This is a genomic window from Bacillus sp. NPDC094064 (assembly GCF_050279585.1).
Classification (GTDB): domain Bacteria; phylum Bacillota; class Bacilli; order Bacillales; family Bacillaceae_G; genus Bacillus_A.
In genome coordinates this window covers 46,747-73,165 of record NZ_JBNNUI010000005.1, presented here as the reverse complement: position 1 = coordinate 73,165, position 26,419 = coordinate 46,747, and the positions used below count along the sequence as shown (strand labels likewise).

Sequence of the window (26,419 nt, the reverse complement as noted above, 5' to 3'; positions counted from 1 at the left end):
GGTGTGTGGATGTTGATACAATTCAATTCATAAAATATAGACAATTTCATAAATTACAAATCAGACGAAAATGTAATCTGATTTCTCTTATCAAGAGAGGTGGAGGGACTGTGCCCTGTGAAGCCCGGCAACCGTCAACTTATGTTGAAATGGTGCCAATTCCTGCAAAGCAAATGCTTTGAGAGATGAGAGAGAGGGATAATGTTGTTATATACGCATATAAACCTTTCTGCTTCTCTAAAGCGGAAAGGTTTTTTTGTTGTTTGAATGTGGAGGACATTCAAATAATAAAAGTAATGATAACGGTGGACTACACGCATTACAAATAAAAAATTGCGGAGTCGATCAAAAATCCAGCTTCAGCGGCTAGAATGTTCTATGGCTTCGCTTCTTCCTATGAGGCAAAAAACGCCTCTACGTCAGAAGCTCCATCCACTTCACATTCTAAACGAGCCGCTTACGCTTTTTATTAAAAAAAGGGGTGAACATCATGATCTTATTAGAAAATGTAAAGAAAATATATAAGGCAAAAAGCGGTGATGTCACTGCTGTAGATAACGCCAATTTAAAAATAGAGAAAGGTGAAATCTTTGGTGTTATTGGATATAGTGGCGCCGGAAAAAGTTCTTTAATCAGATTGTTTAATCAGTTAGAGAAACCAACTTCTGGCCAAATTACAATTGCAAATCGCGTGATTTCAGCAATTACAGGAAGTGAGCTTCGGAAGGCAAGGCAAGAAATTGGAATGATTTTTCAGCACTTCAACTTACTTTGGTCACGAACTGTACGTGAAAATATTGCATTTCCACTTGAGATTGCAGGCGTTGATAAGGAGAAGAGAAGAAAACGTGTTGATGAGTTAATTCATCTTGTTGGGTTAGAGGGAAGAGGAGACGCATACCCATCTCAGTTAAGTGGTGGACAAAAGCAACGTGTCGGGATTGCAAGAGCATTGGCTAACAATCCACAAGTACTTTTATGTGATGAAGCAACGTCAGCTCTTGACCCAGAAACGACAGATCAAATTTTAGATTTACTCCTAGATATTAATAAGCGTCTCGGTTTAACAATTGTACTGATTACACATGAGATGCATGTAATTCGAAAGATTTGTAATCGCGTTGCGGTAATGGAGAGAGGAAAGATTGTAGAAACGGGTCCAGTACTTGACGTATTCCGTAATCCGCAGCAGGACATTACGAAACGTTTTGTACAACAGTTAACGGATTCTGAAGATACAAATGAAACGATTGAAAGTTTAATTGAAAAATATCCAGATGGAAAAGTAATTCGTTTGCAGTTTATCGGTGAGGCTGTAGAAAGGCCGGTACTTCAAAGGTTAATGCAGCGCAGTGATATAGAAGTAAGCATTTTGCAAGGAAATATCGCACAAACGAATAACGGCTCTTACGGTAGTTTAGTCGTTCATTTAAATGGTGAGGAAATAGCGATCCAGCAAGCGATAGAAGGAATTCATCAAGATCAAGTAGAGCTGGAGGTGATTGCACATGGATAAGTTACTCACAAATGTTGATTGGAATCAAATGTTAGAAGCAACTGGTGAAACGTTATATATGACGGCAATCGCAGCTCTTGCCACATTTATTTTAGGACTTATTTTAGGATTGTTACTCTTCATGACAGCGAAAGATAATTTATGGGAAAACAAAGCGGTTAATACGGCAATTGGAGCGTTCGTAAACATTTTCCGCTCGATACCGTTCATCATTTTAATCATTTTATTAATCCCATTCACAAAAATCCTCCTTGGAACAATTCTTGGAGCGAGTGCAGCACTGCCAGCTTTAATCATCGGAGCGGCACCATTTTATGCAAGAATGGTTGAAATCGCACTTCGTGAAATTGATAAAGGTGTAATTGAAGCTTCAAAAGCAATGGGGGCAAAAACGAGCACGATTATTTTAAAAGTATTGATTCCAGAATCATTACCAGCACTAGTATCTGGTATTACGGTAACGACAATTGCTTTAGTAGGCTATACGGCAATGGCAGGAGTTGTTGGTGCAGGTGGCCTCGGGACACTTGCTTACTTAGAAGGATTCCAGCGAGGAAATAACGATGTAACAATCGTTGCGACAATTTGTGTATTACTCGTTGTATTTTTCATTCAATGGATTGGTGATCGTGTAACGACTCGTATAGATAAAAGATAATGAAAACGGGAGGATGTTTCAAATGAAAAAATTATTACTTACAGCACTTATTTCAACTTCTATTTTTGGGTTAGCTGCTTGCGGGGGAAAAGATAAAGAGGAAAATAAACTTGTTGTTGGAGCTTCTAACGTACCGCACGCTGAAATTTTAGAAAAGGCAAAACCGTTACTTGAGAAAAAAGGTATTGAATTAGAAGTAAAAAAATTCCAAGATTACGTGTTGCCAAATAAAGCGTTAGCGGATAAGGAATTAGATGCAAACTACTTCCAGCACATTCCGTATTTAGAAAAAGAAATGAAAGATAAAAAATATGATTTTGAAGTAGCAGGAAAAATTCATTTAGAACCAATTGGCGTATATTCTCAAAAATATAAAAGCTTAAAAGAGCTTCCAGACGGAGCGACAATTATTATGAGTAACTCTGTTGCGGACCATGGACGTGGTTTAGCGATTTTACAAAAAGAAGGCATTTTAAAAATTAAAGATGGAGTAAATCCAGTTAAAGCAACGCCAAAAGATATTTCAGATAATCCGAAAAATTTAAAATTCAAAACGGATATTGAGCCTGGTTTATTACCGCAAGTGTATAACAATAAAGAAGGCGATGCTGTTCTAATTAACTCGAACTATGCGATTGATGCGAAATTAAATCCAGAAAAAGATGCGATTGCGATTGAAGGAAATGATTCACCGTACGCAAACGTAGTAGCTGTTCGTAAAGGCGATAAAGATAAGAAAGAGATTAAAGCTCTTGTAGAAGTATTACACTCTAAAGAAATCGAAGACTTTATTAACAAAGAATATAAAGGGGCAGTTGTTCCTGTAAAAGAATAATTGCTGCGGGAGGGCTGGTGTATGCCGGCCCTTTTTATAACTACATAACTATAGGGGAGAAGGGGACGTCATATGAAAAAGATTCTACTGTCAGTTGTTACAGCACTATCTGTATTTACATTAGCTGCCTGCGGGGGGAAAGAGGAGAATAAGCTTGTCGTTGGAGCTTCTAACGTGCCGCACGCTGTTATTTTAGAGAAGGCACAGCCGATATTAGAGAAAAAAGGTATTAAGTTAGAGATTAAAAAATTCCAAGACTATGTGTTACCAAATAAAGCGTTAGCGGATAAGGAGATTGATGCGAACTATTTCCAGCACATTCCGTATTTAGATAAAGAAATTCAAGAAAAAGGATATAAAATTGTAAACGCAGGAAAAATCCATTTAGAACCAATGGGCATTTATTCTAAGAAATATAAAAGCTTAAAAGACTTGCCAGATGGCGGGACAGTTATTATGAGTAATAACGTAGCGGAGCGTGGCCGTATGTTAGCACTGTTACAAAAAGGTGGCGTTATTAAACTGAAAGATGGAGTAGACGTTGTTAAGGCGACAGTAAAAGATGTTGTGGAAAATCCGAAGAACTTAAAGTTTAAAACAGATGTGGAACCTGGACTTTCACCGAAGCTGTATGAAAATAATGAAGGGGATGCTTTATTTATTAATTCAAACTACGCAATTGACGCGAAATTAAACCCAACAAAGGATGCAATTGCGATCGAAGGATCAGACTCTCCATATGCAAATATTATTGCAGTTCGTAAAGGTGACGAGAAGAAAAAAGAAATTAAAGAGCTAGTAGAAGTACTACATTCAAAAGAAATTCAAGATTTTATTAATAAAGAATATAAAGGTGCTGTACTTCCGGTAAGTGAATGAAAATAAGGAAAGGACTGGTAATTTTCCGGTCCTTTTTTCTTTATATATATAAGAAGAAAGGTGTATCATATAAAGGTGAAAAGGAAATACTTATATACATTTGTGAAAAAATTGTTACTTTTTTTCGTCGTTTGCGATATCATTTTATTTGATATAAAATTAGAATGAGAATAAAATGAGAATATGAACGTTTTAGGAATTTTTAAAATGTATATATAGGATTAATGGAGGTATTGAGATGGCTGGTTCTACATTAACGGTTAAAGACTTACACGTATCAATTGATGGCAAAGAAATTTTAAAAGGTGTAAACCTTGAAGTAAAGGGTGGAGAAATCCACGCAATTATGGGACCTAACGGAACAGGTAAATCAACTTTATCTTCTGCAATTATGGGTCACCCAAAGTATGAGGTAACAGAAGGTAGCATCATCATCGACGGTGAAGATGTATTAGAAATGGAAGTAGACGAGCGCGCACAAGCAGGTCTATTCCTAGCAATGCAATATCCAAGTGAAATTAGCGGAGTTACAAACGCTGACTTCTTACGTTCTGCAATTAACGCACGTCGTGAAGAAGGCGATGAAATTTCTCTTATGAAATTTATCCGTACGTTAGATAAAAACATGGAATTCCTAGAAATGGATCCAGAAATGGCACAACGTTACTTAAACGAAGGTTTCTCTGGCGGTGAGAAAAAACGTAACGAAATTCTTCAATTAATGATGATCGAGCCAAAAATCGCAATCTTAGACGAAATCGACTCTGGTCTTGATATCGATGCGTTAAAAGTTGTATCTAAAGGTATTAACGAAATGCGCGGCGAAGAGTTCGGTTGCCTAATGATTACGCATTACCAACGTTTATTAAACTACATCACTCCAGACTTCGTTCACGTTATGATGAACGGTCGTATCGTTAAATCTGGTGGCCCTGAGCTTGCACAACGTCTAGAAGCTGAAGGTTACGACTGGATTAAAAAAGAATTAGGTATTGAAGACGAAACAACAGAGCAAGAAGCGTAAGAGAGGAGCATAAACATGACAATCGGTACATTACCTTTCGATCAAGAAACAATCCGTCAACGCGCAAGCGAAGTAAACGAAGCTGCTTGGTTGACTGAGTTCCGCTTACAAGCTCTTGCACAAGCAACTGAACTTCCAATGCCAACGCCTGATAAAACGAAAATTGACAAATGGGACTTTATCGGAAAAGGCGACGCTGCTAAGCAAGAGCCTGTAAGTTCTTTAACTGAACTTCCAGAAGCAGTGAAAAACTTAATCGATGAAAATAACAGCGTATTAGTGCAACGTACTGGTACAACTGCGTTCGTTTCTTTAGCAGACGAAGCAAAAGAAAAAGGTGTTATTTTTACAGATATCGTAACAGCTGCAACAGAGCATGCTGAACTAGTACAAAAGTACTTAATGAAAGACGGCGTGAAAGTAGACGAGCATCGTTTAACTGCACTTCATGCTGCATTAATCAACGGCGGTGCATTCGTATATGTTCCGAAAAACGTTGTTCTTGAAACTCCACTTCAAGCTGTATTCTTAGTAGACGGCGAAGAAGCTAACGTATATAACCACGTATTATTCGTAGCTGATGCGAACAGTACTGCAACTTATGTAGAAAACTACGTTGCAAATGAAAATGCTAAAGGTATTGCAAATATCGTAGCAGAAGTAATCGTGGAACAAGGCGCACAAGTGAAATTCGGTGCGGTTGATCTATTAGCACAAGACGTAACAACTTATGTGAACCGCCGCGGAGTAGTAGGACGCGACGGCCGTATTGATTGGGCTCTAGGCCTTATGAATGACGGAAACACAATTTCAGAGAACGTTACGAACTTAATGGGCGACGGTTCATATGCTGATACGAAAACAGTAACAATTGGCCGTGGTAACCAAACACAAAACTTTACAACTAAAGTTGTTCACTTCGGTAAACACTCTGAAGGTTGGATCTTAAAACACGGTGTACAAAAAGATAGTGCAACATCTATCTTTAACGGAATTGGTAAGATTGAACACGGTGCATCTAAATCAAATGCACAACAATCTTCTCGCGTTCTTATGCTAGACGAAAAAGCTCGCGGCGATGCAAACCCAATCCTTTTAATTGATGAAGATGATGTAATGGCAGGTCACGCAGCTTCAGTAGGTCGCGTAGATCCAATCCAACTATACTACTTGATGAGCCGTGGTATTCCAAAACGCGAAGCAGAACGTTTAGTCATCCATGGATTCTTAGCACCAGTAGTAAATGAGCTTCCAATTGAAGGAGTAAAAGCACAGCTTGTTGAGGTAATTGAAAGGAAAGTTCGCTAATGAATATTCATGAAATACGCAAACAGTTTCCAATTCTTGATCAAAAAGTGAACGGCAAACAACTTGTTTATTTCGATAGTGCAGCAACTTCTCAAAAACCAATTCAAGTCATTGAAACGTTAGAACGTTATTATAAAGAATATAATTCTAACGTGCATCGCGGTGTTCATACGCTCGGTACGAAAGCTACCGACGCGTATGAAGGTGCACGTGAGAAAGTTCGCAAGTTCATCAATGCGAAATCAATGGAAGAGATTATTTTCACGCGCGGGACGACAACTGCATTAAATACAGTAGCGGCTAGCTATGGTCTTGAAAATGTAAAAGAAGGCGATGAAATCGTTATTTCTTACATGGAGCACCATAGTAACATCATTCCGTGGCAACAAGTTGCGAAGAAAACGGGTGCAACTTTAAAATACCTTCCGCTTCAACCAGACGGTACAATTTCTTTAGAAGATGTTCGTCAAACAGTTACACCGAATACAAAAATCGTTTCTATTATGCAAGTATCAAACGTACTTGGAACGATTAACCCTGTCAAAGAAATCGGTGCAATTGCACATGAAAATGGCGCAATTATGGTCGTTGACGGTGCACAAAGTACACCTCATATGAAAGTGGATGTACAAGATTTAAACTGTGATTTCTACGCATTATCTGCTCATAAGATGTGCGGACCTACAGGCATCGGCGTATTATATGGTAAGAAAGAATTGCTAAACAATATGGAACCAATTGAATTTGGTGGTGAAATGATTGATTTCGTAGATTTACAAGAATCTACTTGGAAAGAGCTTCCGTGGAAGTTCGAAGCAGGTACACCGATTATCGGTAATGCAATCGGACTTGGTGCGGCAATTGATTTCCTAGAAGAAATCGGTCTTGATAATATTGAAAAGCATGAGCATGAATTAGCGCAATACGCTTTAGAAAGACTATCAGAAGTAGATGGCGTTACAATTTATGGTCCAAAGCATCGCGCTGGTCTTGTTACATTTAATATTGAAGACGTACATCCTCATGATGTAGCGACTGTATTAGATGTAGAAGGCATTGCAGTTCGCGCAGGACACCACTGTGCACAACCGCTTATGAAGTGGCTAAAAGCTTCTTCAACAGCACGTGCGAGCTTCTATTTATATAATACAAAAGAAGAAATTGATACATTTGTTGAATCGCTAATCAAGACAAAGGAGTATTTCACAAATGTCATTTAATAATTTAGATACGTTATATCGTCAAGTTATTATGGATCATTATAAGAATCCTCGTAACCATGGCGTGTTAGAAGATAGTGTTACCGTTAACTTGAACAATCCAACGTGCGGCGATCGTATTCAACTTACGATGAAAGTAGAAGAGGGTATTGTACAAGAAGCGAAGTTTGAAGGCGAAGGATGTTCCATCTCAATGTCTTCAGCTTCAATGATGACACAAGCAGTAAAAGGGAAGAAAATTGAAGAAGCACTTCAGCTTTCGAAAATTTTCTCTGACATGATGCTAGGAAAAGAGTACGATGACAGCATCGATTTAGGAGATATTGAAGCATTACAAGGCGTATGCAAGTTCCCTGCACGTATTAAATGTGCAACATTAGCGTGGAAAGCGTTAGAAAAGGGCTTAAACGAAGATAAGTAATGTTAAAGGTTCCTAAAAACGAGGTTATCTAAGGAGGGACACACCAACATGGCGAAGCAACTGCCAGATATCGGCGATTACAAATATGGTTTCAAAGACAAAGACGTTTCGATTTTCCGTGCTGGACGCGGTTTAACAAAAGAGATCGTTGAAGAAATTTCACGTATGAAAGAAGAACCACAGTGGATGTTAGACTTCCGTTTAAAATCACTGGATAAGTTCTATGAAATGCCAATGCCACAATGGGGCGGCGACTTAAACGACTTAGATTTCGATGAAATTACGTACTACGTAAAACCATCTGAGAAATCTGAGAAGTCTTGGGATGAAGTACCTGATGAAATTAAAGCGACATTTGATAAATTAGGTATTCCAGAAGCTGAGCAAAAATATTTAGCTGGTGTATCTGCACAGTACGAATCTGAAGTTGTATACCACAACATGAAAGAAGACCTAGAAGCTCTAGGAATCGTATTTAAAGATACAGATAGCGCATTAAAAGAGAACGAAGACATTTTCCGTGAGCATTTCGGAAAAGTAATCCCACCAACAGACAACAAATTCTCTGCATTAAACTCTGCAGTTTGGTCTGGTGGATCATTCATCTACGTTCCAAAAGGTGTGAAAGTTGATACACCACTTCAAGCGTATTTCCGTATTAACTCTGAAAATATGGGACAATTCGAGCGTACGCTTATTATCGTAGACGAAGGCGCACACGTACACTACGTAGAAGGTTGTACAGCACCTGTTTACACTACTAACTCACTTCACAGTGCGGTAGTAGAAATCATCATTAAGAAAGATGCATATTGCCGTTATACTACAATCCAAAACTGGGCGAACAACGTATACAACCTAGTTACAAAACGTGCGGTTTGTGAAGAAAACGCAACGATGGAATGGATTGACGGTAACATCGGATCTAAATTAACGATGAAATACCCAGCAGTTATCTTAAAAGGCGAAGGCGCTCGTGGTTTAACATTATCTATCGCGATTGCTGGTAAAGGCCAACACCAAGATGCTGGTGCGAAAATGATTCATTTAGCACCAAACACATCTTCAACAATCGTTTCTAAATCGATTGCGAAGCATGGTGGTAAAGTAACTTACCGTGGTATCGTACAATTCGGACCAAAAGCGAAAAACTCTCGCTCTAACATCGAGTGTGATACGTTAATCATGGATAACCAATCTACATCTGATACAATTCCTTACAACGAAATCAAAAACGATTACGTTTCACTTGAGCACGAAGCGAAAGTATCGAAAGTATCAGAAGAACAATTATTCTACCTAATGAGCCGCGGTATTTCTGAGCAAGAAGCTACAGAAATGATCGTAATGGGCTTCATCGAACCATTCACTCGCGAACTTCCAATGGAATACGCAGTTGAAATGAACCGCCTGATTAAGTTTGAGATGGAAGGTTCTATTGGTTAAATAGAAATGCGGAGCCGACTGTTCAGACCCGTTGGCTAAGGTTCTTTCGCACAGAAGATGCTTTTTATCTTCTGGTGCGGAAGGTTCTTAGACATGAGGGTCTAGGAGGCGAAGCTGGACAATATTTAAAGTGGAAGCGGCTCGTTCAGAATGTGAGGGGGAAGAAGTGAAGCCACCGAACATTCTAGCCGCTGGAACTGGATAATATATGTATGAAGAAAGCGCCCTGCTGTGCAGGGCGCTTTTTTTGTGTTCTGCTTGGTTGAGATCAGTTTAGGCTGAGACGGGATACCCAGGTGGGTGTTCGGTTAAATATATCAGCGATTTTTCAAATATATCGACCATAACTTGGAATATATCAGCGATTATTTTAATATATCGACGTTTCGACAAGGAATATCGATTTACCAACAAATTACGACATGGCAGAGAGGACTGTATACCCGGCAACTATACGAAAAGCAGGTAAGTGAGGCAAAGATACTGACAAATCCCCAATCCCCAATCCCCAATCCCCAACCTCTCCTCTAGCTACAATCATTCCACAGAAAATCTCCTCAAACTAGAAAAAGTAATATAAAGTTTTTCGCATGAAAAGGGCAATCTTTTGCTTTTTCTCATAATGCGAGTACAATGTAAAATAGCAAGAAAAGACGAAAAGTATTTACAGGATTATTGCGTACGTATAGCGTAAATGGCAGTAAGGAACTGAGAGGAGGTTTTTTCTCTGAATATAAATAAAGAAACAATCATCCACCTTTATCATACAAACGATATACATAGTCATTTTGAAAATTGGCCGCAAATTTCTCGGTTTGTACAAGGGGAGAAAAAGCGAAGACAGGAAGCGGGAGAGACTGTTTTAACTGTAGATATTGGCGATCATGTGGATCGTTTTCATAGTATTTCGGAAGCGACAAATGGGCTTGGAAATACGAAGCTTTTAAATGAGGCATTATATGACTATGTAACGATTGGAAATAACGAAGGAATTACGTTAGCGAAGGAGCATTTGAATCGTCTATATGATGATGCTGGGTTTGAGGTGCTTGTAGCGAATTTATTTGAAAAAGAAGGGGTACGTCCTGGGTGGGCGCAGCCTTATAAATTGCATACAACGACAGATGGGATTACGATTGCCTTTATTGGATTAACGGTAGCGTATCCAGAGTTTTATCAAATGTTAGACTGGCACATTGAAGATCCAATCGAGCATTTAGAATCCATTTTAGAAGAAGTGAAAGATGAGGCGCATGTTACTGTTGTCCTATCTCACCTTGGAAAAAGCATGGATGAGTATATGGCGGAGCATTATGATATAGATGTTATTTTAGGGGCGCATACGCATCATTTATTTGAGCGAGGCGTTCTTGTGAATAATACTTTGCTTTGTTGTTGTGAAAAGTGGGGACGTTACGTTGGACACGTTCAGCTTACTGTGGATAAAGAGACGAAGAAGCTGTTGAAGAAAGATGGTAGAGCGATTAATACAGAACGGTTAGGTGCTTATAGTGAACCGTTATCCACAATTGAAGCGCTGCAGGAAGAGAGTAAACATATTATGGCAGAGCCTGTCGTTCATTTAAAAGAATCATTACCGGTCGATTGGTTTCATGAGACGACGTTTTCGCACATGTTAGCAAGTGCGCTGAAAACGTGGTGCGGTGCAGAGATTGGAATGGTGAACGCTGGTGTACTTCTTGAAGGATTAAATGAAGGTGTTGTGACACGCGGAGACATTCACAGAATTTGTCCACATCCAATTAATCCATGTTTATTAAAAGTGCCGGGGAAAACGTTAAGGGAAGTTATTTTGAAAGCACGCCGCCCGAATATGGAGAATCTTGAGGTGAAAGGATTCGGATTTCGCGGGAAAGTAATGGGGAAAATGATTTACGCTGGTGTAGAAGTCATTCCAGACACGATTCCTGGGAATAAAATTTTACTCGAAGATGTATTGGTTAACGGAGAATCGCTGGAGTTAGATCGTATATATACGGTAGGAACGATTGATATGTTTACATTTGGATACTTATACCCAGAGCTATCCACACTTTCTGACAAACAATATTATATGCCAGAACTACTTAGAGATGTGTTAACAGACATGTTAATAACTCATACATCTTCCGTCAAACTATAGGCTAGTTAACTTGTAACACTCATTTTTCTCTTGTCATACAGATAAGAAAGAGAGGAGTGTGAACTATGGTTAATGTAGAGCCTATTATAATTGATAACTATACGTTTATTGCCGTTAGCGTCAAACTTCCAAAGACAAATTTGCTAGCTGTAATGAGCGATAAAGGATATATTATGTGCGGTGCATTAGATGTAGGTCTTTTAAATGAGAAGTTAGGAGATCGAGGAATTATTGCTGGCCGTGCGGTTGGCGTAAGAACGATTGAACAACTTCTTGAAGCACCGTTAGAATCGGTAACGACTGGAGCTGAAGCGTTAGGTATTCCAGTAGGAACGATTGGAAAAGAAGCATTATTAAAAATGAGATAAGCATATATCGTCCCTCCTTCTTGCATAGAAATGATATAAGAAGGAGGTTTTTTTATGAGTATATTTCGCTTGAGAAATTCGCGGTTTCGAAGGGGGCCTATTTCCTTTCGGTATATACTGCTTATGTCGTTTATTCTTTTTGTCATATTACTTGTGCAAGGATTATGGATTGTAAATAGTAGCATTCAGCCGACCTTACTTAAATATGGAGAAGTAGAGACGCATAAAATGGCAACAGCGGTTATGACGAAGGCGGTAAAAGACAGGATTGATGAAGGATTCGATGTCGATTCATTAATGAAAGTACAAAATGATAAAAATGGGAAAGTATCCACAATTAATTTAAATACAAAGCAAGTAAATGAAATCGTAACATCAACGACCACATACATAGAAAAATATTTACAGCAAGTAGAGCAAGGGAATTTGAAGGAGCTAGGGCTTTCTGAAAAAAACGGGGCAAAGATGTCGATTCCTTTTGGGCGTGTAACGGATAATGCGCTTCTTGGAAATATAGGACCAGATATTCCTATTGATTTCACTACAATTGGTCATGTGAATACGGATATTAAACAAAAAATTGAGCCACATGGGATTAATACGACAGCCATTCAAATTGTTATGGAGATGGAAGTAACATTGCAAGTGATTATTCCATTTCATACGAAAGAAATAACGGTGAAGAAAGATGTCCCAATTGCAACGCGTATCGTCCAAGGAGAAGTACCTACTTATTACGGAAGCGGAAGTGTTGTTGTACCTGATAAGAAGAAAACAGATAGTTAGTGCATATAAAAAATAACCGTAGCAATATGCTACGGTTATCGTTTTGTATTTGCTCGTTCTTTTCGTTCCCACAGACTTAAATGCATATATGGATCGAAAGCCCATTCTGTATAACCATTGTCTTTATACATGCCGAAATGTAAGTGAGGTGGGAATTTTCCAGCTGTGCCAGGAGGACCGTATCCAGTGCTGCCAACAAATCCGATTACTTTTCCTGGCTCGACAATTTGTCCAAGCTGTATTTCTTTTGAGAACCCACCTAAGTGAGCGTAATAATGGTAATTATTATGAAGGTCGCGAATGCCGATGCGCCATCCACCAAGACGATTCCAGCCTTTCGTTTCAATAATGCCATAGCAAGTAGATCTAACTGGTACGCCATATCGGGCAAAAATATCTGTTCCTTCATGAATCCTTCTGCCGCCAAAACTTCTTCCAGCGCCAAATGTACTCCGGTAGCTATGATCACTACGAATCGGAAGAGGGAAGGCATTTCCTTCTAAGTTAATACGTCCATACTGTTTATAAATTTGGGCGTATTCGGTAATTAAATCAACTGTTTTCGCACGTCTATAATATTCCCAAAGCATAATTTTTATACGGTCTTCTGACGTTCCTTGCTTCTTTAAAATGGTCGCTGCAGTTTGCAGAAGATCACGATCGCTATTTGGATTTGCAAATCCATCTTTGTCACCATCTAAACCTAACCCGCCAAATAGAGAAATTGTATGGGGGAGAGTATCGTTACTATTAACAGGTCCAGCCCATATTTCTGGTTTGAAATAAAGGGAAATGATGGCATCTGGTTTTTTCGGAATATCTTTTCTTACGCTCCGTATATTTCTTTCATATTGATCCATTGCAGCTAAGTAATACCACGGAATGCCTGAAGATTGCTCGGTTTCTTTATAGAGTGCCATGCGCTTTTCGTATATGCTTTGCTGATTATCTTCACCGTAAGCGATGTTTTGGTGAAGAAGAAAACAAATCGAAAGCAAAAGAGAAATTTTTCGAAGCATGAAATAGACTCCTTTCGCAACATCACTCTTTTTAGTGTGGGATATACGGAGTATTTCATTATAGGGAACGATTGGAAAAAATCTTAGAATCTTCATTTGAGCAAATCGCTTTCATACGTTAGAATAGATATGTTACATTGAAAGAAGCGAACACGGTAAACTATTTCATATTGTGCGGAGTTGATAACCATGACAAAACAAACAGAATATAAGCGCAAGCCCGAATGGTTGAAAATTAAGTTAAACACGAATGAAAACTATACAGGCTTAAAGAAAATGATGCGTTCTAAAAATCTTCATACCGTTTGTGAAGAAGCTAAATGTCCAAATATTCATGAATGCTGGGCTGTAAGGAAAACAGCAACATTTATGATTTTAGGTGCGGTTTGTACACGTGCTTGTCGTTTCTGTGCGGTTAAAACAGGCTTACCAAATGAGCTTGATTTACAAGAGCCAGAACGCGTAGCAGATTCTGTTGTACAAATGGGCTTAAAGCACGTTGTTATAACAGCGGTTGCACGTGATGATTTAAAGGACGGCGGAGCAGCTGTTTTTGCTGAAACAGTACGCGCTGTACGTCGTAAAAATCCATTTACGTCTATCGAAGTATTACCATCTGATATGGGTGGAGTAGAAGAAAACTTAAAAATGTTAATGGATGCAAAACCAGATATTTTGAACCATAACATTGAAACAGTACGTCGATTATCTGACCGAGTTCGCGCTAGAGCAAAGTATGACCGTTCATTAGAGTTTTTACGTCGAGCAAAAGAAATGCAGCCTGATATTCCAACTAAATCGAGCATTATGGTGGGCTTAGGTGAAACAAGAGAAGATTTAATTGAAGCAATGGATGACTTACGTGCAAACAATGTGGATATTTTAACTCTTGGACAATACCTACAACCGTCTAAGAAGCATTTACCAGTTCTTAAATATTACCCACCAGCAGAGTTTGCAGAGCTAAAAGAAATTGCACTTAGCAAAGGATTTAGCCACTGTGAAGCTGGCCCACTTGTGCGTTCTTCTTACCATGCGGACGAGCAGGTACGTTCTGCAAAAGAAAACACAGCAGAAGCGAAATAATGAAAAAAGAGAGCTAATCATTAGCTCTCTTTTTGTTTGTACTCTAAAACGGTATTTGGGCATGTTAATAAAATCTTTTTTAATTCCTCTGTGGATAATTCAATCGTAAATTCAGGTACACCAGGTGTAATTAAAATTTTATCGTACGTATAAATGGAACTGTCCACAATAATTGTCACATCTTGTGAATAACCGAAAGGAGCTACACATCCTGGAGTACAGCCCATTTCCATTCTTAATTCATCAGGAGAATAGAGTGATAAGTGCTCGCCAGTTATTTCTTTCATCTCTCCTCGGTTAAGCCGAGTGCCTTCTAAAGTGAAAAATACGTAATATGCCCCGGATTTTGATTTTAAAAATAAACTTTTACTTGGAGTACCTCGTAAGCCAAGCCTTTCACGCACGATACGATCTGTTTCATAATCGAGTACTGGCTCGTGTTCAAACTTCTCATAAGAAACATTTGTTTTATGTAGTAAAGCAAGTACGTCTTCGTACATATGGAATGATACCCCTTTCTATTGTTAGTACAGTCTCTTCTCGCGGCGTCAACTGAATGTTTTGGAAAGGGATATTACTTGGATGGTACTTCCCATAATCGTTTTATAATCGATTGTTCATCTAATGTAATTTCGTACATATCAGGATTGGTTAAAGTTTTCCATTCATGAAAGCCAATGGAAGGATCAAAGTGCTTTAAAATTAATGTAAGTAAGTTGCCATGTGTAACGAGTACTGTTGTGTCATGCTCTAGTTTTAAAACGTCTTGGATAAGCGATATGGCACGGTCTGTTGCTTGTTTTGTTGACTCTCCGCCTGAAAAGGAAATATCTATGTTTGTAAAAGTAGATTCTAATTTTTGCATCCAATCATCCATTGGAACGTTGCTTAATATGCGCTCAGCTAGTCGCTCATCTTCGTGGATAGATAAATTAGCTTGAAGCGCATAGGGCCGAATGGAATCGATAGCTCGGACAAATGGGCTTGAAATAATATGATTTATTTGTAGATGATTTTCTAAGAGGAATGTAGCAAGGCTGTTTGCTTGTTCTCTTCCTACGTTCGTTAATTCGGCATCACGTTCTTGGCCAGTTGCGGAACAATGTCGTATTACAATAATTTTTTTCATAATTCATCCCCATCTTTCAAGTTGACGCTTATATACTTCGACAAAAGTGGAAAATATTCCTTTTTCTTGGAAAGGGCATAGTGATCTGAATATGTGGAAAAGTAATGTGGATAAAAAAATGAGGTGTCATTATGAAAAAAATAATAGGTATTGTATTTATTATTTGTTTTCTTATGCAATTGTCCACAACATATGCAGCATCCAACCCAAAAATAGACTATCCAAGCAATCGAAATAAACCATTTGTGAGTGAGGATGTGTTTTATGAACAGTTAGATAAGAAAATCTATAAAGAGTACAAAAATGCAGCATACAGCGTTCGGAAAAAAATATCATTTAAAGAAGTGGCCGATGAGACATTTATCTTCCAGCAAAAAACAGCTGTCGGCTGTCGGAGTAGAGTGGTGCTGCATGATTCATTTATTCATCCAGATCGCCAAGTATATTTTTTCGCTTCCTTTTCTCAAAATGAAGTAGAGGAGTTGCATAAATATATCGTTATAGATGCAGAAACAAAAAGGGAGCTGCAAGCGGGTAAAAGTTATCATCATTGTGATGATTCTTATAAAAAATAACCCACCAATTGGTGGGTTATTTTTTACTGCGGCACACTCATTAATTTCGCTTTCATTTTGCGAATAAGAACGACAGCACCAATTGTGAAGAGAAGGGTGATGCCTTCTGCAACAAAGATATTGATTGTTTTTGTTTGGTAAAGTGCCGCGAAGAAGTCTACCAATGCGTGGAATAGTATAGCGTATACAAGGAAGATGTACTTCTTCTGTTTTACCGCGTATAAGACAAGCATTGTAAAGGCGATTTGCAGTACTAGTGCCATAATTCTTTCTAGGCTACCAAGGAGGTGTAAATAGGCAGGTTGTTCAACTAACATGTCTTTTATCAAGTTTAATTGCGATAGTTGTTCTGCTGGTAGTTTTTCAACCATTTGAGCGAAGCTACCGTTGTTAATTGAATTCGCGAATATAAGTGCTTGCAAAGCAGAGAATCCGCCGATTAAAATGGACTCTATTCCGCCATGACCAATTCCGTAAGCGAAACCATCTTTATATTCTTGATATTTTTTTAGTAAGTAGTAAAAGGCAACGAAGCGTCCTAATTCTTCAAAAATACCAGCAGTTAATCCGCCGTATATTGCAAAAATAAATGGGTTTTCTAAAAATGGAGCTATCGCTGGATTACCGCGCATAAATAGGTGGAAAGGTGTTTCGAGAATTTGGGTAAATCCGATAAAGATAAGGACACCAACTCCAACGACTTTCCAACTAATATGATATTTTTTACGAAAATAAACGAGCGCAATAATTGGTACCAGAACTGAAAGCACAAGCTGAATTGTGATGCTGGCAATTACCGTATTTGAAACCATACTTTCACCGCTTTCTAATATATGTACATATATATTATGCATGAAATGGAGGGAAATGTGGAGAGATGAATCTTTCAAAAACAACATGAAGTTTTTATTGACTCTAACGTTGCGTCATACTTTATCGTATGTACTAAGGGGGAGATACAAATGACAATGAGGATAAAAGAAGTAGCTAGTTTAGTTGGAATTAGTGTGCGCACACTGCATCATTACGATGAAATTGGGTTGTTAACCCCAGACGAGACGACAGAGTCGGGATATCGTCTGTATTCCAATGAAAATTTAGAGACATTGCAGCAAATTTTATTTTTTAAAGAGCTTGGCTTCCCTTTGAAGAAAATTAAAGAAATTATCATCAGTCCGTCATTTGATCGCGAAGGAGCACTACAGCTTCATAAGAAAATGCTTCTTGAAAAGCGAGCTAGGTTAGATAAAGTGATTGCGACGATTGATAAAACAATTCAGCATACAAAAGGAGAGATTGAAATGACGAACAAAGAGAAATTTGAAGGATTCGATTTCAGCCATAACCCATATGAAGAAGAAGCACGAGAAAGATGGGGAGATACAGCTGTAGATAAAGCGAATGAATATGCGAAAGGCATGTCAAAAGAGAAGCAAGAAGAATTTAATGATATTTATAGAAATTTAGCGACGCTTAGACACGGTGCACCTGATTCTAAAGAGGCGCAGGACGCTATTAAAGTATGGTACGATTACTTGCAAAACTTTGGAGAATATTCATTAGATGCTTTTAAAGGGCTCGGCCAAATGTACGTCGCGGATGAGCGCTTCACGAAAAATATCGATAAGTTCGGCGAAGGGTTAGCGCAGTTTATGTGTGATGCGATGGAGGTTTATGCGGATCGTAATAAAAAGTAAAAAAGGGTGGAGGTTTTCTCCACCTTTTATTTTTGTATCATATCATTCAAAGTTTGATTCTCTGTATTGTTTAAATGAGGGTTTTTACTCATTTCACGTTTTAACATATCGAGGCTTTGTGTATATTCTGTATCATTTAATGAGCCAGATTGAAGCCCTTGAATTTGAGAAATCAACTTTTGGTTTGTTGATACATATGCTTTATAATAGCGAGGGACGATGGACAAAGCGGTTTTATATACTTGATCTGCTACGAGTTTCTGATCCGTTGTGTTTGCACGATATACGACGAACACTTCATCATCGGTAACGAGTGTAGCGGCATTTGTAACGTCAGGAAGTTGGACTGTCATGCTTGTAATCATCTCAGCAACTTTCTCACGGTTAATGGCCCCTACTTGTTTGTTAGACACTTCATGTTTTTGTTTCGATGAATAACCGACTCTCGTGAGTCTTGTATTTGTATTTTCTGTATGATACATGTCGTTTTTATTGGAAACAAGAACACGGCTTCCTTCTTCGCGTTCCATTTCGGCTTTATTATTTGTTTGGCAGCCTGCAAATAAGGAAAGAGTGAGAAGGGAAAGTACAATTTGTTTTTTCACGATGTATCACCTCCTTCTCCATAGCATGTACTAATTTGCAATTTTTTGTATTTGAAATTGTTGGTTGTTATGCTTTGTGATACGATAAAAAGAAGAATGCTTAGAGAGGAAGTTAATAATGGAGCAAAAGCAAGAGCAAGAGATTCATGCTACGGTGAGCATTAATAATGTTCAGTACGAAGTAATTAAAAACTTTCGTGACGGTTTTAGTGAAGAAGCATTTAAAGAGCGCTATGCAGAAATTTTAAATAAATATGATTACATCGTTGGGGACTGGGGTTATGAGCAACTTAGATTGCGCGGATTCTTTGATGATAGTAACCAACGTGCGACATATGATACGAAAATTAGTACGTTATCGGAGTATTTATACGAGTACTGTAACTTCGGTTGTGCACATTTTGTATTACGAAAAGTGAAGAAATAAAAAAATCCTCTTACGATTGTAAGAGGATTTTTGCATATTCTCGTTCACAAACAAATCGAGATATGATCGCCTTCAGAAAGGAGTGTATTTGGTTTCATTTGTTGTCCGTTCAATTGAATATCCCCACTTTTAATTTTATCCACAATGAGTGTACGGCTCCAGTCGGAAATATATGTGGATAAGGCTTTATCGATTCGGTGGGAACCGAAAATGAGATCTAATACGATTGTGATTTCGGCTATGCCGCTTTCTTTATGTTGCATAATGGAAATGGTAGTAGTTGTTTCTATTTGATCTTGCTGAGTCATATCGACTGTTTCAACGTGATCAGTAAATGCTTTATAAATACGCAGTTTTTGATTCCACGTATGATCTTTCGGACATTTATAAATGGCAAAGCGGTATATGTTTTTTCCATTGGCGTTATGCCTACGAATATTTGTGTCGGTAAATAGGGTAGTGCTTCTGCAATTTTTACAATACTTTTCGATTGTGTTTTGCTCGTTTTCATATAAACTCCAAGAAAGTTGTACTTTCTGCATTTTCCTTCACCTCTTATATTAGTGGCAAAAGAACGTAATACAGCTATTTGGATGTCTTGTAGTATGAAGACAGGAGAAGTAGACAAAAATAAAAGGAGGTTCCCCCAAAGAGGAACCTCCGTAAACATCATACTACAGATGCAATACGTTCCTTTGTAATGGGAATGGGCAGACTACTCCCTTGAAAAAGCGTGGTGCTTTTTTGAGAGTAATGCTATCCAATTGCTGGTCCATTACAAAGTAAATGTTGGCATACGTCGTAAACGTCCTTTCTATCCAAATAGATTTATTCCTCATTATAACATAGAAGATTGAAAATTCAAAACTCTCGTAACGAAAAAACACCAGCTTAAAATAGCTGGTGCATACGATAAATTATATAAGTTCAAATAAAAATGAGCGTAATTCTTCTGCAATTTCTTCAGACATAGAAAATGCGTGCTCTAAGTAGCCTGGTTCGTTTAAATCGTCAGGACCGATGATAGCAAATTTATTGCGCTGCATATCAAGCACAATTGTTTTACCGTAATGACGATCAGAGTATAAAAGCGCTAAGTCATGACGCTCATTTTCCCCCATAAAGCTAACGAAACGAGTTCTTGTAGCGACTGTATCGTCGTACAGAAAGAAACGTTCTTCCATACACATGGCTCCTTTTATTAAATATCTAAGTTTAAGTGTGGTTTATGATCTAAATGGTGGTGCGTTTTAATGAATCGCACTGTTCTTGTTTTGTAGCGCATTACGATAGAATATGTTTCAGCTAAATCTCCGCCAAGGAATTTCACGCCGTCTAATAATTCACCAGCAGAAACACCTGTTGCTGAGAAGATTGCATCATCACCAGATACTAAGTCATCTAACATAAGAAGTTGACGAGGATCTTCTAGTCCCATTTCACGACAACGATCTTCTTCTTCTTCGTTCATTGGAACTAAGCGAGCTTGCATTTCACCTTCCAGGCATTTTAATGCTGCTGCAGAAATAACGCCTTCTGGAGCTCCGCCAGTACCTACAAATAAGTCGATACCTGTTCCAGGTAGTGCTGTAGCAATTGAAGCACCAACATCACCATCACCAAATAATTTTACGCGTGCACCTTTTGCACGAACACGGTCAATAATATCTTGATGACGTTCACGTTCTTGAACGATAACCGTTAGATCGCGAATCTTTTTATTGTTAGCTTCTGCTACAATTTCAATTGTTTTTTCAATTGGATCATCTAAGCTAATTTTACCAGCTGCTTTTGGACCAACCGCGATTTTTTCCATGTACATATCAGGAGCATGAAGAAGGTTTCCTTTATCCGCGATTGCAATAACTGCCATTGCATTTGCAAGACCTTTTGCAACGATGTTTGTACCCTCTAATGGATCAACGGCGATATCTACTTCTGGACCGTTACCCGTTCCTAGTTCTTCACCAATATATAACATCGGTGCTTCATCAAGTTCTCCCTCACCAATTACAACTGTACCTGCCATGTTTACTGAATCGAACATATCACGCATTGCTGTAGTTGCTGCATCATCTGCTTCATTCTTCTTTCCGCGGCCCATCCACTGTGCGGATGCTAATGCTGCTGCTTCTGTTACACGGACAATTTCTAGTGCGAGTTCACGTTCCAAGATTCCATTCCTCCAATTTCAAAAATCATACAGGTATAACTATAACAAATAATGGAGAAAAGGTGAATTCGAAAAATTGTCGATTTTTTCAGAAGAAAGCGTTACAATTAAAATGTAAATGCTTTAATTTCCAGGTAGGTGACATTCATGTATTTTGTAGACAGAAAGAAAATAGAACAAATGCTAGTATGTTTAGAACGAGCAACAAGTACATTTCAAGAGAAAAAGATATATGAAACCGAGTTTGAATTTTACGCATTAGAACGCATAGCTCATCTTATGATTGATTGTGTACTAGATGTAGGGAATGCGATGATTGATGGATTTATTATGCGCGATCCAGGAAGTTACGAAGATATTATCGATATTTTAATGGACGAGCGAGTGATAAGTGCAGAAGAGGGACAAGGAATGAAAGAAGTAATCCTTCTTCGAAAAATGCTTACGCAAGATTATATTCAAATGAATCATGATGAATTATATACGACGATTCAAAAACATATTGCAGTGGTAGAGAAATACCCAGCGAATATTCGTAGTTATTTAGAAAAGGAATTAGGACCTGTATCTGCATTTGTACCAGAATAATTATGCGTATAAGATCCCCAAGGGAATATCTTTTGGGGATCTTATATTGTATGGGAGAAAGACAAGGGAGAAGGTTGAATCATGGGGGAAGCACGTACGACGAAAGACGAGATTGTACATTTGTTGAAAGTAAAGGGAGAGCACACAGTAGCGGAATTGGCTGACGTTTTAGAGATTACAGAAATGGCGATTCGAAGACATTTAAGTAATCTTGAGAAAGACGGACTTATTTATTCCAAGATGGTAAGGCAAAATGTCGGAAGACCAACTTATTTGTATGGATTAAGTGAAAAGGGAGAAGACACATTCCCAAAAGAGTATAAGCAATTTGCGATTGATATGCTAGAAGATTTAGCTCGTATGGGCGATGAAAAAGTACTTCGTTACGTTTTAAAAGAGAGAACGAAGCGAATGGAAGAACAGTTGCAAAAGAGAGTGAGTAACCAAAAGAATTTAGCATATAAAGTGCAAGAGATAGCGGCTATGCAAGAGAGAAACGGGTATATGGTTCAAATAAAGAGAGATGGGGATAATTCTTTCGTAATGGAAAAACAAAACTGTCCGTTAAAAGAAATTGCAGAGAGATTCCCGCAAGTATGTGAAGATGAAAAAGAAATGTATAAGCGTATATTTGTGGATGCAGATGTAAAGACGCTAGCAAACATGTGTGAGGGCGATTGTAGTTGTTCTTACCAAGTAAAAGAGAAAAAATGAACGTTATGGGGCGCTTTAAGGTAAAGCGTTTTTTTCTTTGGAAAAAGCGGGTAATATAAGAGTGGTATGATAGGTGAGAACGTTAGCGTAGAAGGAGAGACATAATCGATGTATAAGGGTTACTTAATTGACTTAGACGGTACGATGTATCGCGGAGAAGAACAAATTGAAGAAGCAAGCGACTTCGTAAAAGCATTAGGAGAGCGCGGCATTCCGTATTTATTCGTTACAAACAACTCTACTCGTAAACCAGAACAAGTGGCAGAAAAGCTTGTTCGTTTCGATATTCCAGCAAAAGCGGATCAAGTATTTACAACGAGCATGGCGACAGCAAACTTCATTTATGAACGTAAACAAGACGCAACTGTATATATGATTGGTGAAGAAGGCTTACACGATGCACTTGTGGAAAAAGGATTTGAACTTGTGGATGAAAATCCTGATTTCGTTATTGTAGGTTTAGATCGCGACATCACATATGAAAAATTAGCAAAAGCGTGTCTTGCTGTGCGTAACGGTGCGACGTTCATTTCTACAAATGGGGATATTGCCATTCCAACTGAGCGAGGATTATTACCAGGTAACGGTTCATTAACATCAGTTGTAGCAGTATCAACAGGCGTGGAACCAATCTTTATCGGAAAACCAGAATCAATCATTATGGAACAAGCGTTAAAAGTGCTTGGCATAGAAAAAGATGAGGCGTTAATGGTTGGGGATAACTACGATACAGATATTTTAGCAGGAATAAATGCTGGCATGCATACCCTACTTGTCCACACTGGAGTCACAACTGTGGAGAAGTTAACAGAATATGAAGTACAACCGACGCAAGTTGTGCATAACTTGACGGAGTGGATTGAGAAGATGTAATGAAATGCAGGTAACCGGAAGTCGTTACCTGTTTTTTTATGCATAATTGCATATGTAATATAGTTGTATAAAATGTAAAATTTATATGTGGTGATATAGAAAGGGGAGGGAATAAAAGTGTATTGGATGTCATGTATTATGTTTGTTTTTACATTATGTGTTTTGTTCTTTGTTCTATGGAAGACATACAAAATAAATGAAATGAAAAAAGGCGCGGGAAAACTTATTGCAACATATCCTCGGGTGAAACGACGTTGGATTGCATTACTTGGACCAGCGTACTTCATCGGACAGTGTATGTATATATGTGCTCAGTACGTAAGTGGTGATATTGGTACAATTGAACAGTTTCTCATTCAGTTAGGTATTCATGCTGTAGCAAGTTGTTTTATGACTTTAATAGCGATCCATCTTATTAAAAGTGTACAAATATATGAAAAGGGTGTAATAGACGGATTGAACTTTTATTCATACGAAGAATTAAAGGGCTATAAAACATCAACGTGGGAAAATCCAAAAGAAAATATATTTTTATATCGAGGGCGAGAAAAAATGAATGACAATGTGAATTTACTTATTAGACAGGAAGATATGAATGAATTAGAAAACATTCTTCAAAGGTATATTCCGAAATTGATGATGAAATAAAAACTCCGGTTGTTATAACCGGAGTTTTTTTATTAAAACGCTCGATTCACAACATCTTTAACCTCTTCAAGATATTGTTTACGCACATCGTTATCCACAGAAGGAACGCTTGTATAAAATGTATGCTCAAGTGTTTCAATACCTGTAAATTCAAAAATACCAACATCCGCTGTTTTCTTCATTGCGTCAAACATACCGCCTGCTGTGTATGCTTCTTTCGAATTTCCCATTGTAGATAATAATAAGCCTTTTTTACCGCTTAATAACTTTTCAATACCATTTTCACCGTAAGCATAAGCGAAGCCATGGCTAAATACGCGGTCAACGTATCCTTTTAAAATAGCAGGAAGTCCCGCCCACCAAACTGGGTAAATGAATGTAATGCTATCTGCCCAAGAGATATGCTCTTGCTCTTCTTTAATATCTTCTGGTGTGTTTCCTTGAGAAAATGAGGTGAAATCGGAAGCGCCTAATACTGGGTTGAAGTTTAATTCGTATAGATCGCGAACACGTACTTCATGACCTTTTTCTTCTAATTCACTTTTTACTGTTTCTAAAATCGCATGGTTGAAGCTTTCTGTATTCGGGTGTGCATAAACGATTACATGTTTCATTGTCTTCCTCCTATTTGTATTTGTGTAACTAGTATGGTTACCTTTGTTATGATAGTCAAATAATAAATATGTATGTATAAAAAGACGCTCAAAATCGCCTTTCTATACCCCGCTCATACAAAGAACAAAGAAGACAAATAAAATGATGACAATACCAATGCCGAAGTTAAATATGAGAGTACTATCCATATATGTAACCTCCTTGTTTGAAAGTAAAAAGCACTCTAGCGAAAGAGTGCTTTTTTATTTTGAATCTACTTCATAACTTTTAGAAAGGGATTCATGCGTGTAAAGAGTTACATTATTGTATGTGTTTATATTTTGAAATGAGTAAGTCCTTGTGAAATATAGAAAAAAAGACACTCTTTCGAATGTCTTTCATGATGACAAAATGTGCCAAATGCTTGAATTTGATAAGACGTTAATTTTCCGATTAACGGCCTTTCTTAATCAAGAAGTGTAACAACAGCGATTTAAGTAAATTTTAGCATGTTTGAAATGAGCATGCGTATGTAATTATGCATATTACGATTAAAGGGAAATCTAATGTGAAAAGTGAATGAGTACATATATAGAATACTTAATAAGGAGCGAGAGGGATGAATATACATAAGTTAACAGAAGAAGAAGCGATGGAGATAGCGATGTGGACGTACGAGGAGCCGTATAATTTATATAGTTTTTCAGAAGAGGAAGAAGTAATAGAAGAGTTGCTGGACGGAACATATTATGGTTGTTGTAACGATAAGGGAGGGCTCATCGGTTATTTTTGTTTTGGAGAAAATGCACAAGTGCCAGGTGGAAGAGATGCTAATTTATATACGGGAGAAGATGTAGTCGATATCGGAATTGGCATGAAGCCAGATTTAACAGGGAAAGGGATGGGAAAAACATTCTTTCAAGCTGGGATAGTGTTTGCTACTGAGGAATGGCATCCAAAAATATTTCGACTTAGTGTAGCAACATTTAATAAAAGAGCGATTACGCTATATAAAAACATAGGCTTTCAACAAGGACCTATATTTTTGAGTCGCGGAAGAGAATTTATGCTTATGGAATATGAAAGGCCGTCAGTATGAAACTGACGGCCTAGATACTTTATTCTGAGTGCTCAGCTCTGTGCGCTAAACGGCTTGAAGCAGCGGCAGCAATTCCGCCAACGATATCATCAAGGAATGTATGCACTTTTCCAGATGATTTATCATTTAAGTATTCTAAAATACCAGGTTTTAATTTATCAATATATCCAAAGTTCGTGAAACCGATAGAGCCGTACACGTTAACGATAGAAAGTGCGATAACTTCATCAATTCCGTATAAGCCTTCATCACGTTTTACGATATCTTGTAATGGCTGACTTAGCATTCCTTTTTCAGCGAGGACATCAAGTTCAATACCTGTAATAAGTGCGTTTTGTACTTCACGTTTTGATAGTACACGCTCAACGTTATAACGGCATTCTGACATCTCTAGATTTGTATGGTATTTCTTTTGAAGAAAATGAACAAGTTCAGCAATGTCGTCAATTGTTACACCGCGTTCTTGTAATAGTTGTAATGCTCTTTCTTGTAGTTGATTAGATTCTTTCATGTTTATCACCTTTTCTTCTTTTTAGTATTTGTATACGTTTCGTTGCTTTATCATGTGCATAGGAATGAAAGGCGAGC

At 38.0% G+C, this 26,419-nt stretch carries 32 protein-coding genes and 1 riboswitch; of the genes, 21 read left to right on the top strand and 11 right to left on the bottom strand.

Features of this window, described 5'->3' with window-relative positions:
- Window positions 1-84: 84 nt before the first annotated feature.
- A riboswitch (SAM riboswitch) is annotated at window positions 85-192 on the top strand.
- 298 nt (window positions 193-490) lie between these two features.
- The 9 genes from ACQKNI_RS13090 (at window position 491) to sufB (ending at window position 9,307) form a co-directional block, all read left to right on the top strand.
- Window positions 491-1,516: a methionine ABC transporter ATP-binding protein gene (locus ACQKNI_RS13090; RefSeq protein ID WP_088232116.1), complete on the top strand. Its 1,026-nt coding sequence runs from the start codon at window positions 491-493 to the stop codon at window positions 1,514-1,516.
- Window positions 1,509-2,174, top strand: coding sequence for a methionine ABC transporter permease (locus ACQKNI_RS13085; RefSeq protein ID WP_000359553.1), 666 nt, complete (start codon window positions 1,509-1,511; stop codon window positions 2,172-2,174). The genes ACQKNI_RS13090 and ACQKNI_RS13085 overlap by 8 nt, the downstream gene beginning before the upstream one ends.
- A 22-nt stretch (window positions 2,175-2,196) precedes the next feature.
- Window positions 2,197-3,009 (top strand): methionine ABC transporter substrate-binding lipoprotein MetQ, encoded by an 813-nt coding sequence (gene metQ / locus ACQKNI_RS13080; protein WP_098841360.1) that lies wholly within the window; start codon window positions 2,197-2,199, stop codon window positions 3,007-3,009.
- Window positions 3,010-3,081: 72 nt separating this feature from the next.
- The gene (gene metQ / locus ACQKNI_RS13075) at window positions 3,082-3,888 is read left to right on the top strand and encodes a methionine ABC transporter substrate-binding lipoprotein MetQ (protein WP_000722401.1); all 807 of its coding nucleotides are present in this window, start codon (window positions 3,082-3,084) and stop codon (window positions 3,886-3,888) included.
- A gap of 238 nt (window positions 3,889-4,126) precedes the next feature.
- The gene (gene sufC / locus ACQKNI_RS13070) at window positions 4,127-4,912 is read left to right on the top strand and encodes a Fe-S cluster assembly ATPase SufC (protein ID WP_000929160.1); all 786 of its coding nucleotides are present in this window, start codon (window positions 4,127-4,129) and stop codon (window positions 4,910-4,912) included.
- Window positions 4,913-4,927: 15 nt separating this feature from the next.
- Window positions 4,928-6,220, top strand: coding sequence for a Fe-S cluster assembly protein SufD (sufD, locus tag ACQKNI_RS13065; RefSeq protein ID WP_088232118.1), 1,293 nt, complete (start codon window positions 4,928-4,930; stop codon window positions 6,218-6,220).
- Complete coding sequence (gene sufS / locus ACQKNI_RS13060; RefSeq protein ID WP_001020767.1) at window positions 6,220-7,440, top strand: cysteine desulfurase SufS; 1,221 nt, start codon at window positions 6,220-6,222, stop codon at window positions 7,438-7,440. Before sufD ends, sufS begins: the two co-directional genes overlap by 1 nt.
- Window positions 7,430-7,861: a Fe-S cluster assembly sulfur transfer protein SufU gene (gene sufU, locus ACQKNI_RS13055; RefSeq protein ID WP_000009523.1), complete on the top strand. Its 432-nt coding sequence runs from the start codon at window positions 7,430-7,432 to the stop codon at window positions 7,859-7,861. The genes sufS and sufU overlap by 11 nt, the downstream gene beginning before the upstream one ends.
- A gap of 48 nt (window positions 7,862-7,909) precedes the next feature.
- A complete protein-coding gene (sufB, locus tag ACQKNI_RS13050; RefSeq protein WP_088232119.1) occupies window positions 7,910-9,307 on the top strand; it encodes a Fe-S cluster assembly protein SufB in 1,398 nt (465 codons plus the stop codon).
- A 415-nt stretch (window positions 9,308-9,722) separates the two neighbouring features.
- Here sufB and ACQKNI_RS13045 read toward each other — a convergent pair whose 3' ends face one another.
- A complete protein-coding gene (locus ACQKNI_RS13045; RefSeq protein WP_427282421.1) occupies window positions 9,723-9,848 on the bottom strand; it encodes a hypothetical protein in 126 nt (41 codons plus the stop codon).
- A gap of 186 nt (window positions 9,849-10,034) precedes the next feature.
- Here ACQKNI_RS13045 and ACQKNI_RS13040 point away from each other — a divergent pair, with 186 nt between their 5' ends.
- The 3 genes from ACQKNI_RS13040 (at window position 10,035) to yunB (ending at window position 12,604) form a co-directional block, all read left to right on the top strand.
- On the top strand, window positions 10,035-11,450 hold the full coding sequence (locus tag ACQKNI_RS13040; RefSeq protein WP_427282475.1) for a bifunctional metallophosphatase/5'-nucleotidase: 1,416 nt from the start codon (window positions 10,035-10,037) through the stop codon (window positions 11,448-11,450).
- Window positions 11,451-11,515: 65 nt separating this feature from the next.
- Window positions 11,516-11,818: a YunC family protein gene (locus ACQKNI_RS13035; protein WP_000248467.1), complete on the top strand. Its 303-nt coding sequence runs from the start codon at window positions 11,516-11,518 to the stop codon at window positions 11,816-11,818.
- 54 nt (window positions 11,819-11,872) lie between these two features.
- Window positions 11,873-12,604 (top strand): sporulation protein YunB, encoded by a 732-nt coding sequence (yunB, locus tag ACQKNI_RS13030; RefSeq protein ID WP_098858894.1) that lies wholly within the window; start codon window positions 11,873-11,875, stop codon window positions 12,602-12,604.
- A 35-nt stretch (window positions 12,605-12,639) separates the two neighbouring features.
- On the opposite strand, the gene ACQKNI_RS13025 is transcribed toward yunB, so the two are convergent.
- Entirely contained in the window at window positions 12,640-13,623 is a 984-nt protein-coding gene (locus tag ACQKNI_RS13025; RefSeq protein ID WP_098858895.1) for a M23 family metallopeptidase, read from the bottom strand.
- 189 nt (window positions 13,624-13,812) lie between these two features.
- On the opposite strand from ACQKNI_RS13025, the gene lipA reads away from it, so the two are divergent.
- Window positions 13,813-14,709, top strand: coding sequence for a lipoyl synthase (lipA, locus tag ACQKNI_RS13020; RefSeq protein WP_088232123.1), 897 nt, complete (start codon window positions 13,813-13,815; stop codon window positions 14,707-14,709).
- A 20-nt stretch (window positions 14,710-14,729) separates the two neighbouring features.
- On the opposite strand, the gene ACQKNI_RS13015 is transcribed toward lipA, so the two are convergent.
- Window positions 14,730-15,209: a YbaK/EbsC family protein gene (locus ACQKNI_RS13015; protein WP_088232124.1), complete on the bottom strand. Its 480-nt coding sequence runs from the start codon at window positions 15,207-15,209 to the stop codon at window positions 14,730-14,732.
- A 74-nt stretch (window positions 15,210-15,283) separates the two neighbouring features.
- Window positions 15,284-15,838, bottom strand: coding sequence for a histidine phosphatase family protein (locus tag ACQKNI_RS13010; RefSeq protein WP_088232125.1), 555 nt, complete (start codon window positions 15,836-15,838; stop codon window positions 15,284-15,286).
- A gap of 131 nt (window positions 15,839-15,969) precedes the next feature.
- On the opposite strand from ACQKNI_RS13010, the gene ACQKNI_RS13005 reads away from it, so the two are divergent.
- Complete coding sequence (locus ACQKNI_RS13005) at window positions 15,970-16,413, top strand: hypothetical protein (protein WP_140417450.1); 444 nt, start codon at window positions 15,970-15,972, stop codon at window positions 16,411-16,413.
- 23 nt (window positions 16,414-16,436) lie between these two features.
- Here the strand turns inward: ACQKNI_RS13005 and ACQKNI_RS13000 are convergent, their stop codons facing one another.
- Window positions 16,437-17,267, bottom strand: coding sequence for a YhfC family intramembrane metalloprotease (locus ACQKNI_RS13000; protein WP_098253219.1), 831 nt, complete (start codon window positions 17,265-17,267; stop codon window positions 16,437-16,439).
- Window positions 17,268-17,375: 108 nt separating this feature from the next.
- Between ACQKNI_RS13000 and ACQKNI_RS12995 the strand changes: the two genes are divergently transcribed.
- Window positions 17,376-18,110: a MerR family transcriptional regulator gene (locus ACQKNI_RS12995; protein WP_088232127.1), complete on the top strand. Its 735-nt coding sequence runs from the start codon at window positions 17,376-17,378 to the stop codon at window positions 18,108-18,110.
- A gap of 26 nt (window positions 18,111-18,136) precedes the next feature.
- On the opposite strand, the gene ACQKNI_RS12990 is transcribed toward ACQKNI_RS12995, so the two are convergent.
- Complete coding sequence (locus ACQKNI_RS12990) at window positions 18,137-18,715, bottom strand: YhcN/YlaJ family sporulation lipoprotein (RefSeq protein WP_088232128.1); 579 nt, start codon at window positions 18,713-18,715, stop codon at window positions 18,137-18,139.
- Window positions 18,716-18,833: 118 nt separating this feature from the next.
- Here ACQKNI_RS12990 and ACQKNI_RS12985 point away from each other — a divergent pair, with 118 nt between their 5' ends.
- Complete coding sequence (locus tag ACQKNI_RS12985; protein ID WP_140417451.1) at window positions 18,834-19,142, top strand: YutD family protein; 309 nt, start codon at window positions 18,834-18,836, stop codon at window positions 19,140-19,142.
- Window positions 19,143-19,186: 44 nt separating this feature from the next.
- Here ACQKNI_RS12985 and ACQKNI_RS12980 read toward each other — a convergent pair whose 3' ends face one another.
- The 3 genes from ACQKNI_RS12980 to glpX form a co-directional block, all read right to left on the bottom strand.
- Window positions 19,187-19,684, bottom strand: a complete 498-nt coding sequence (locus ACQKNI_RS12980) for a cytoplasmic protein (protein WP_088232130.1) — start codon at window positions 19,682-19,684, stop codon at window positions 19,187-19,189.
- 375 nt (window positions 19,685-20,059) lie between these two features.
- On the bottom strand, window positions 20,060-20,326 hold the full coding sequence (locus ACQKNI_RS12975; RefSeq protein WP_088232132.1) for a DUF3055 domain-containing protein: 267 nt from the start codon (window positions 20,324-20,326) through the stop codon (window positions 20,060-20,062).
- Window positions 20,327-20,343: 17 nt separating this feature from the next.
- On the bottom strand, window positions 20,344-21,315 hold the full coding sequence (gene glpX / locus ACQKNI_RS12970; protein WP_088232133.1) for a class II fructose-bisphosphatase: 972 nt from the start codon (window positions 21,313-21,315) through the stop codon (window positions 20,344-20,346).
- A gap of 147 nt (window positions 21,316-21,462) precedes the next feature.
- Here glpX and ACQKNI_RS12965 point away from each other — a divergent pair, with 147 nt between their 5' ends.
- The 4 genes from ACQKNI_RS12965 (at window position 21,463) to ACQKNI_RS12950 (ending at window position 24,138) form a co-directional block, all read left to right on the top strand.
- The gene (locus ACQKNI_RS12965; RefSeq protein WP_088232134.1) at window positions 21,463-21,903 is read left to right on the top strand and encodes a DUF86 domain-containing protein; all 441 of its coding nucleotides are present in this window, start codon (window positions 21,463-21,465) and stop codon (window positions 21,901-21,903) included.
- 81 nt (window positions 21,904-21,984) lie between these two features.
- Window positions 21,985-22,617, top strand: coding sequence for a helix-turn-helix transcriptional regulator (locus ACQKNI_RS12960; protein WP_098253213.1), 633 nt, complete (start codon window positions 21,985-21,987; stop codon window positions 22,615-22,617).
- A 108-nt stretch (window positions 22,618-22,725) separates the two neighbouring features.
- The gene (locus ACQKNI_RS12955) at window positions 22,726-23,490 is read left to right on the top strand and encodes a TIGR01457 family HAD-type hydrolase (RefSeq protein ID WP_098253212.1); all 765 of its coding nucleotides are present in this window, start codon (window positions 22,726-22,728) and stop codon (window positions 23,488-23,490) included.
- A gap of 117 nt (window positions 23,491-23,607) precedes the next feature.
- A complete protein-coding gene (locus ACQKNI_RS12950) occupies window positions 23,608-24,138 on the top strand; it encodes an iron ABC transporter substrate-binding protein (RefSeq protein ID WP_088232137.1) in 531 nt (176 codons plus the stop codon).
- A 32-nt stretch (window positions 24,139-24,170) separates the two neighbouring features.
- On the opposite strand, the gene ACQKNI_RS12945 is transcribed toward ACQKNI_RS12950, so the two are convergent.
- Window positions 24,171-24,752, bottom strand: coding sequence for an NAD(P)H-dependent oxidoreductase (locus ACQKNI_RS12945; protein ID WP_098253211.1), 582 nt, complete (start codon window positions 24,750-24,752; stop codon window positions 24,171-24,173).
- A 599-nt stretch (window positions 24,753-25,351) separates the two neighbouring features.
- On the opposite strand from ACQKNI_RS12945, the gene ACQKNI_RS12940 reads away from it, so the two are divergent.
- On the top strand, window positions 25,352-25,831 hold the full coding sequence (locus ACQKNI_RS12940) for a GNAT family N-acetyltransferase (protein WP_098253210.1): 480 nt from the start codon (window positions 25,352-25,354) through the stop codon (window positions 25,829-25,831).
- A gap of 19 nt (window positions 25,832-25,850) precedes the next feature.
- On the opposite strand, the gene ACQKNI_RS12935 is transcribed toward ACQKNI_RS12940, so the two are convergent.
- Window positions 25,851-26,342: a phosphatidylglycerophosphatase A family protein gene (locus tag ACQKNI_RS12935; protein WP_000665105.1), complete on the bottom strand. Its 492-nt coding sequence runs from the start codon at window positions 26,340-26,342 to the stop codon at window positions 25,851-25,853.
- Between the last annotated feature and the right edge of the window lie 77 nt (window positions 26,343-26,419).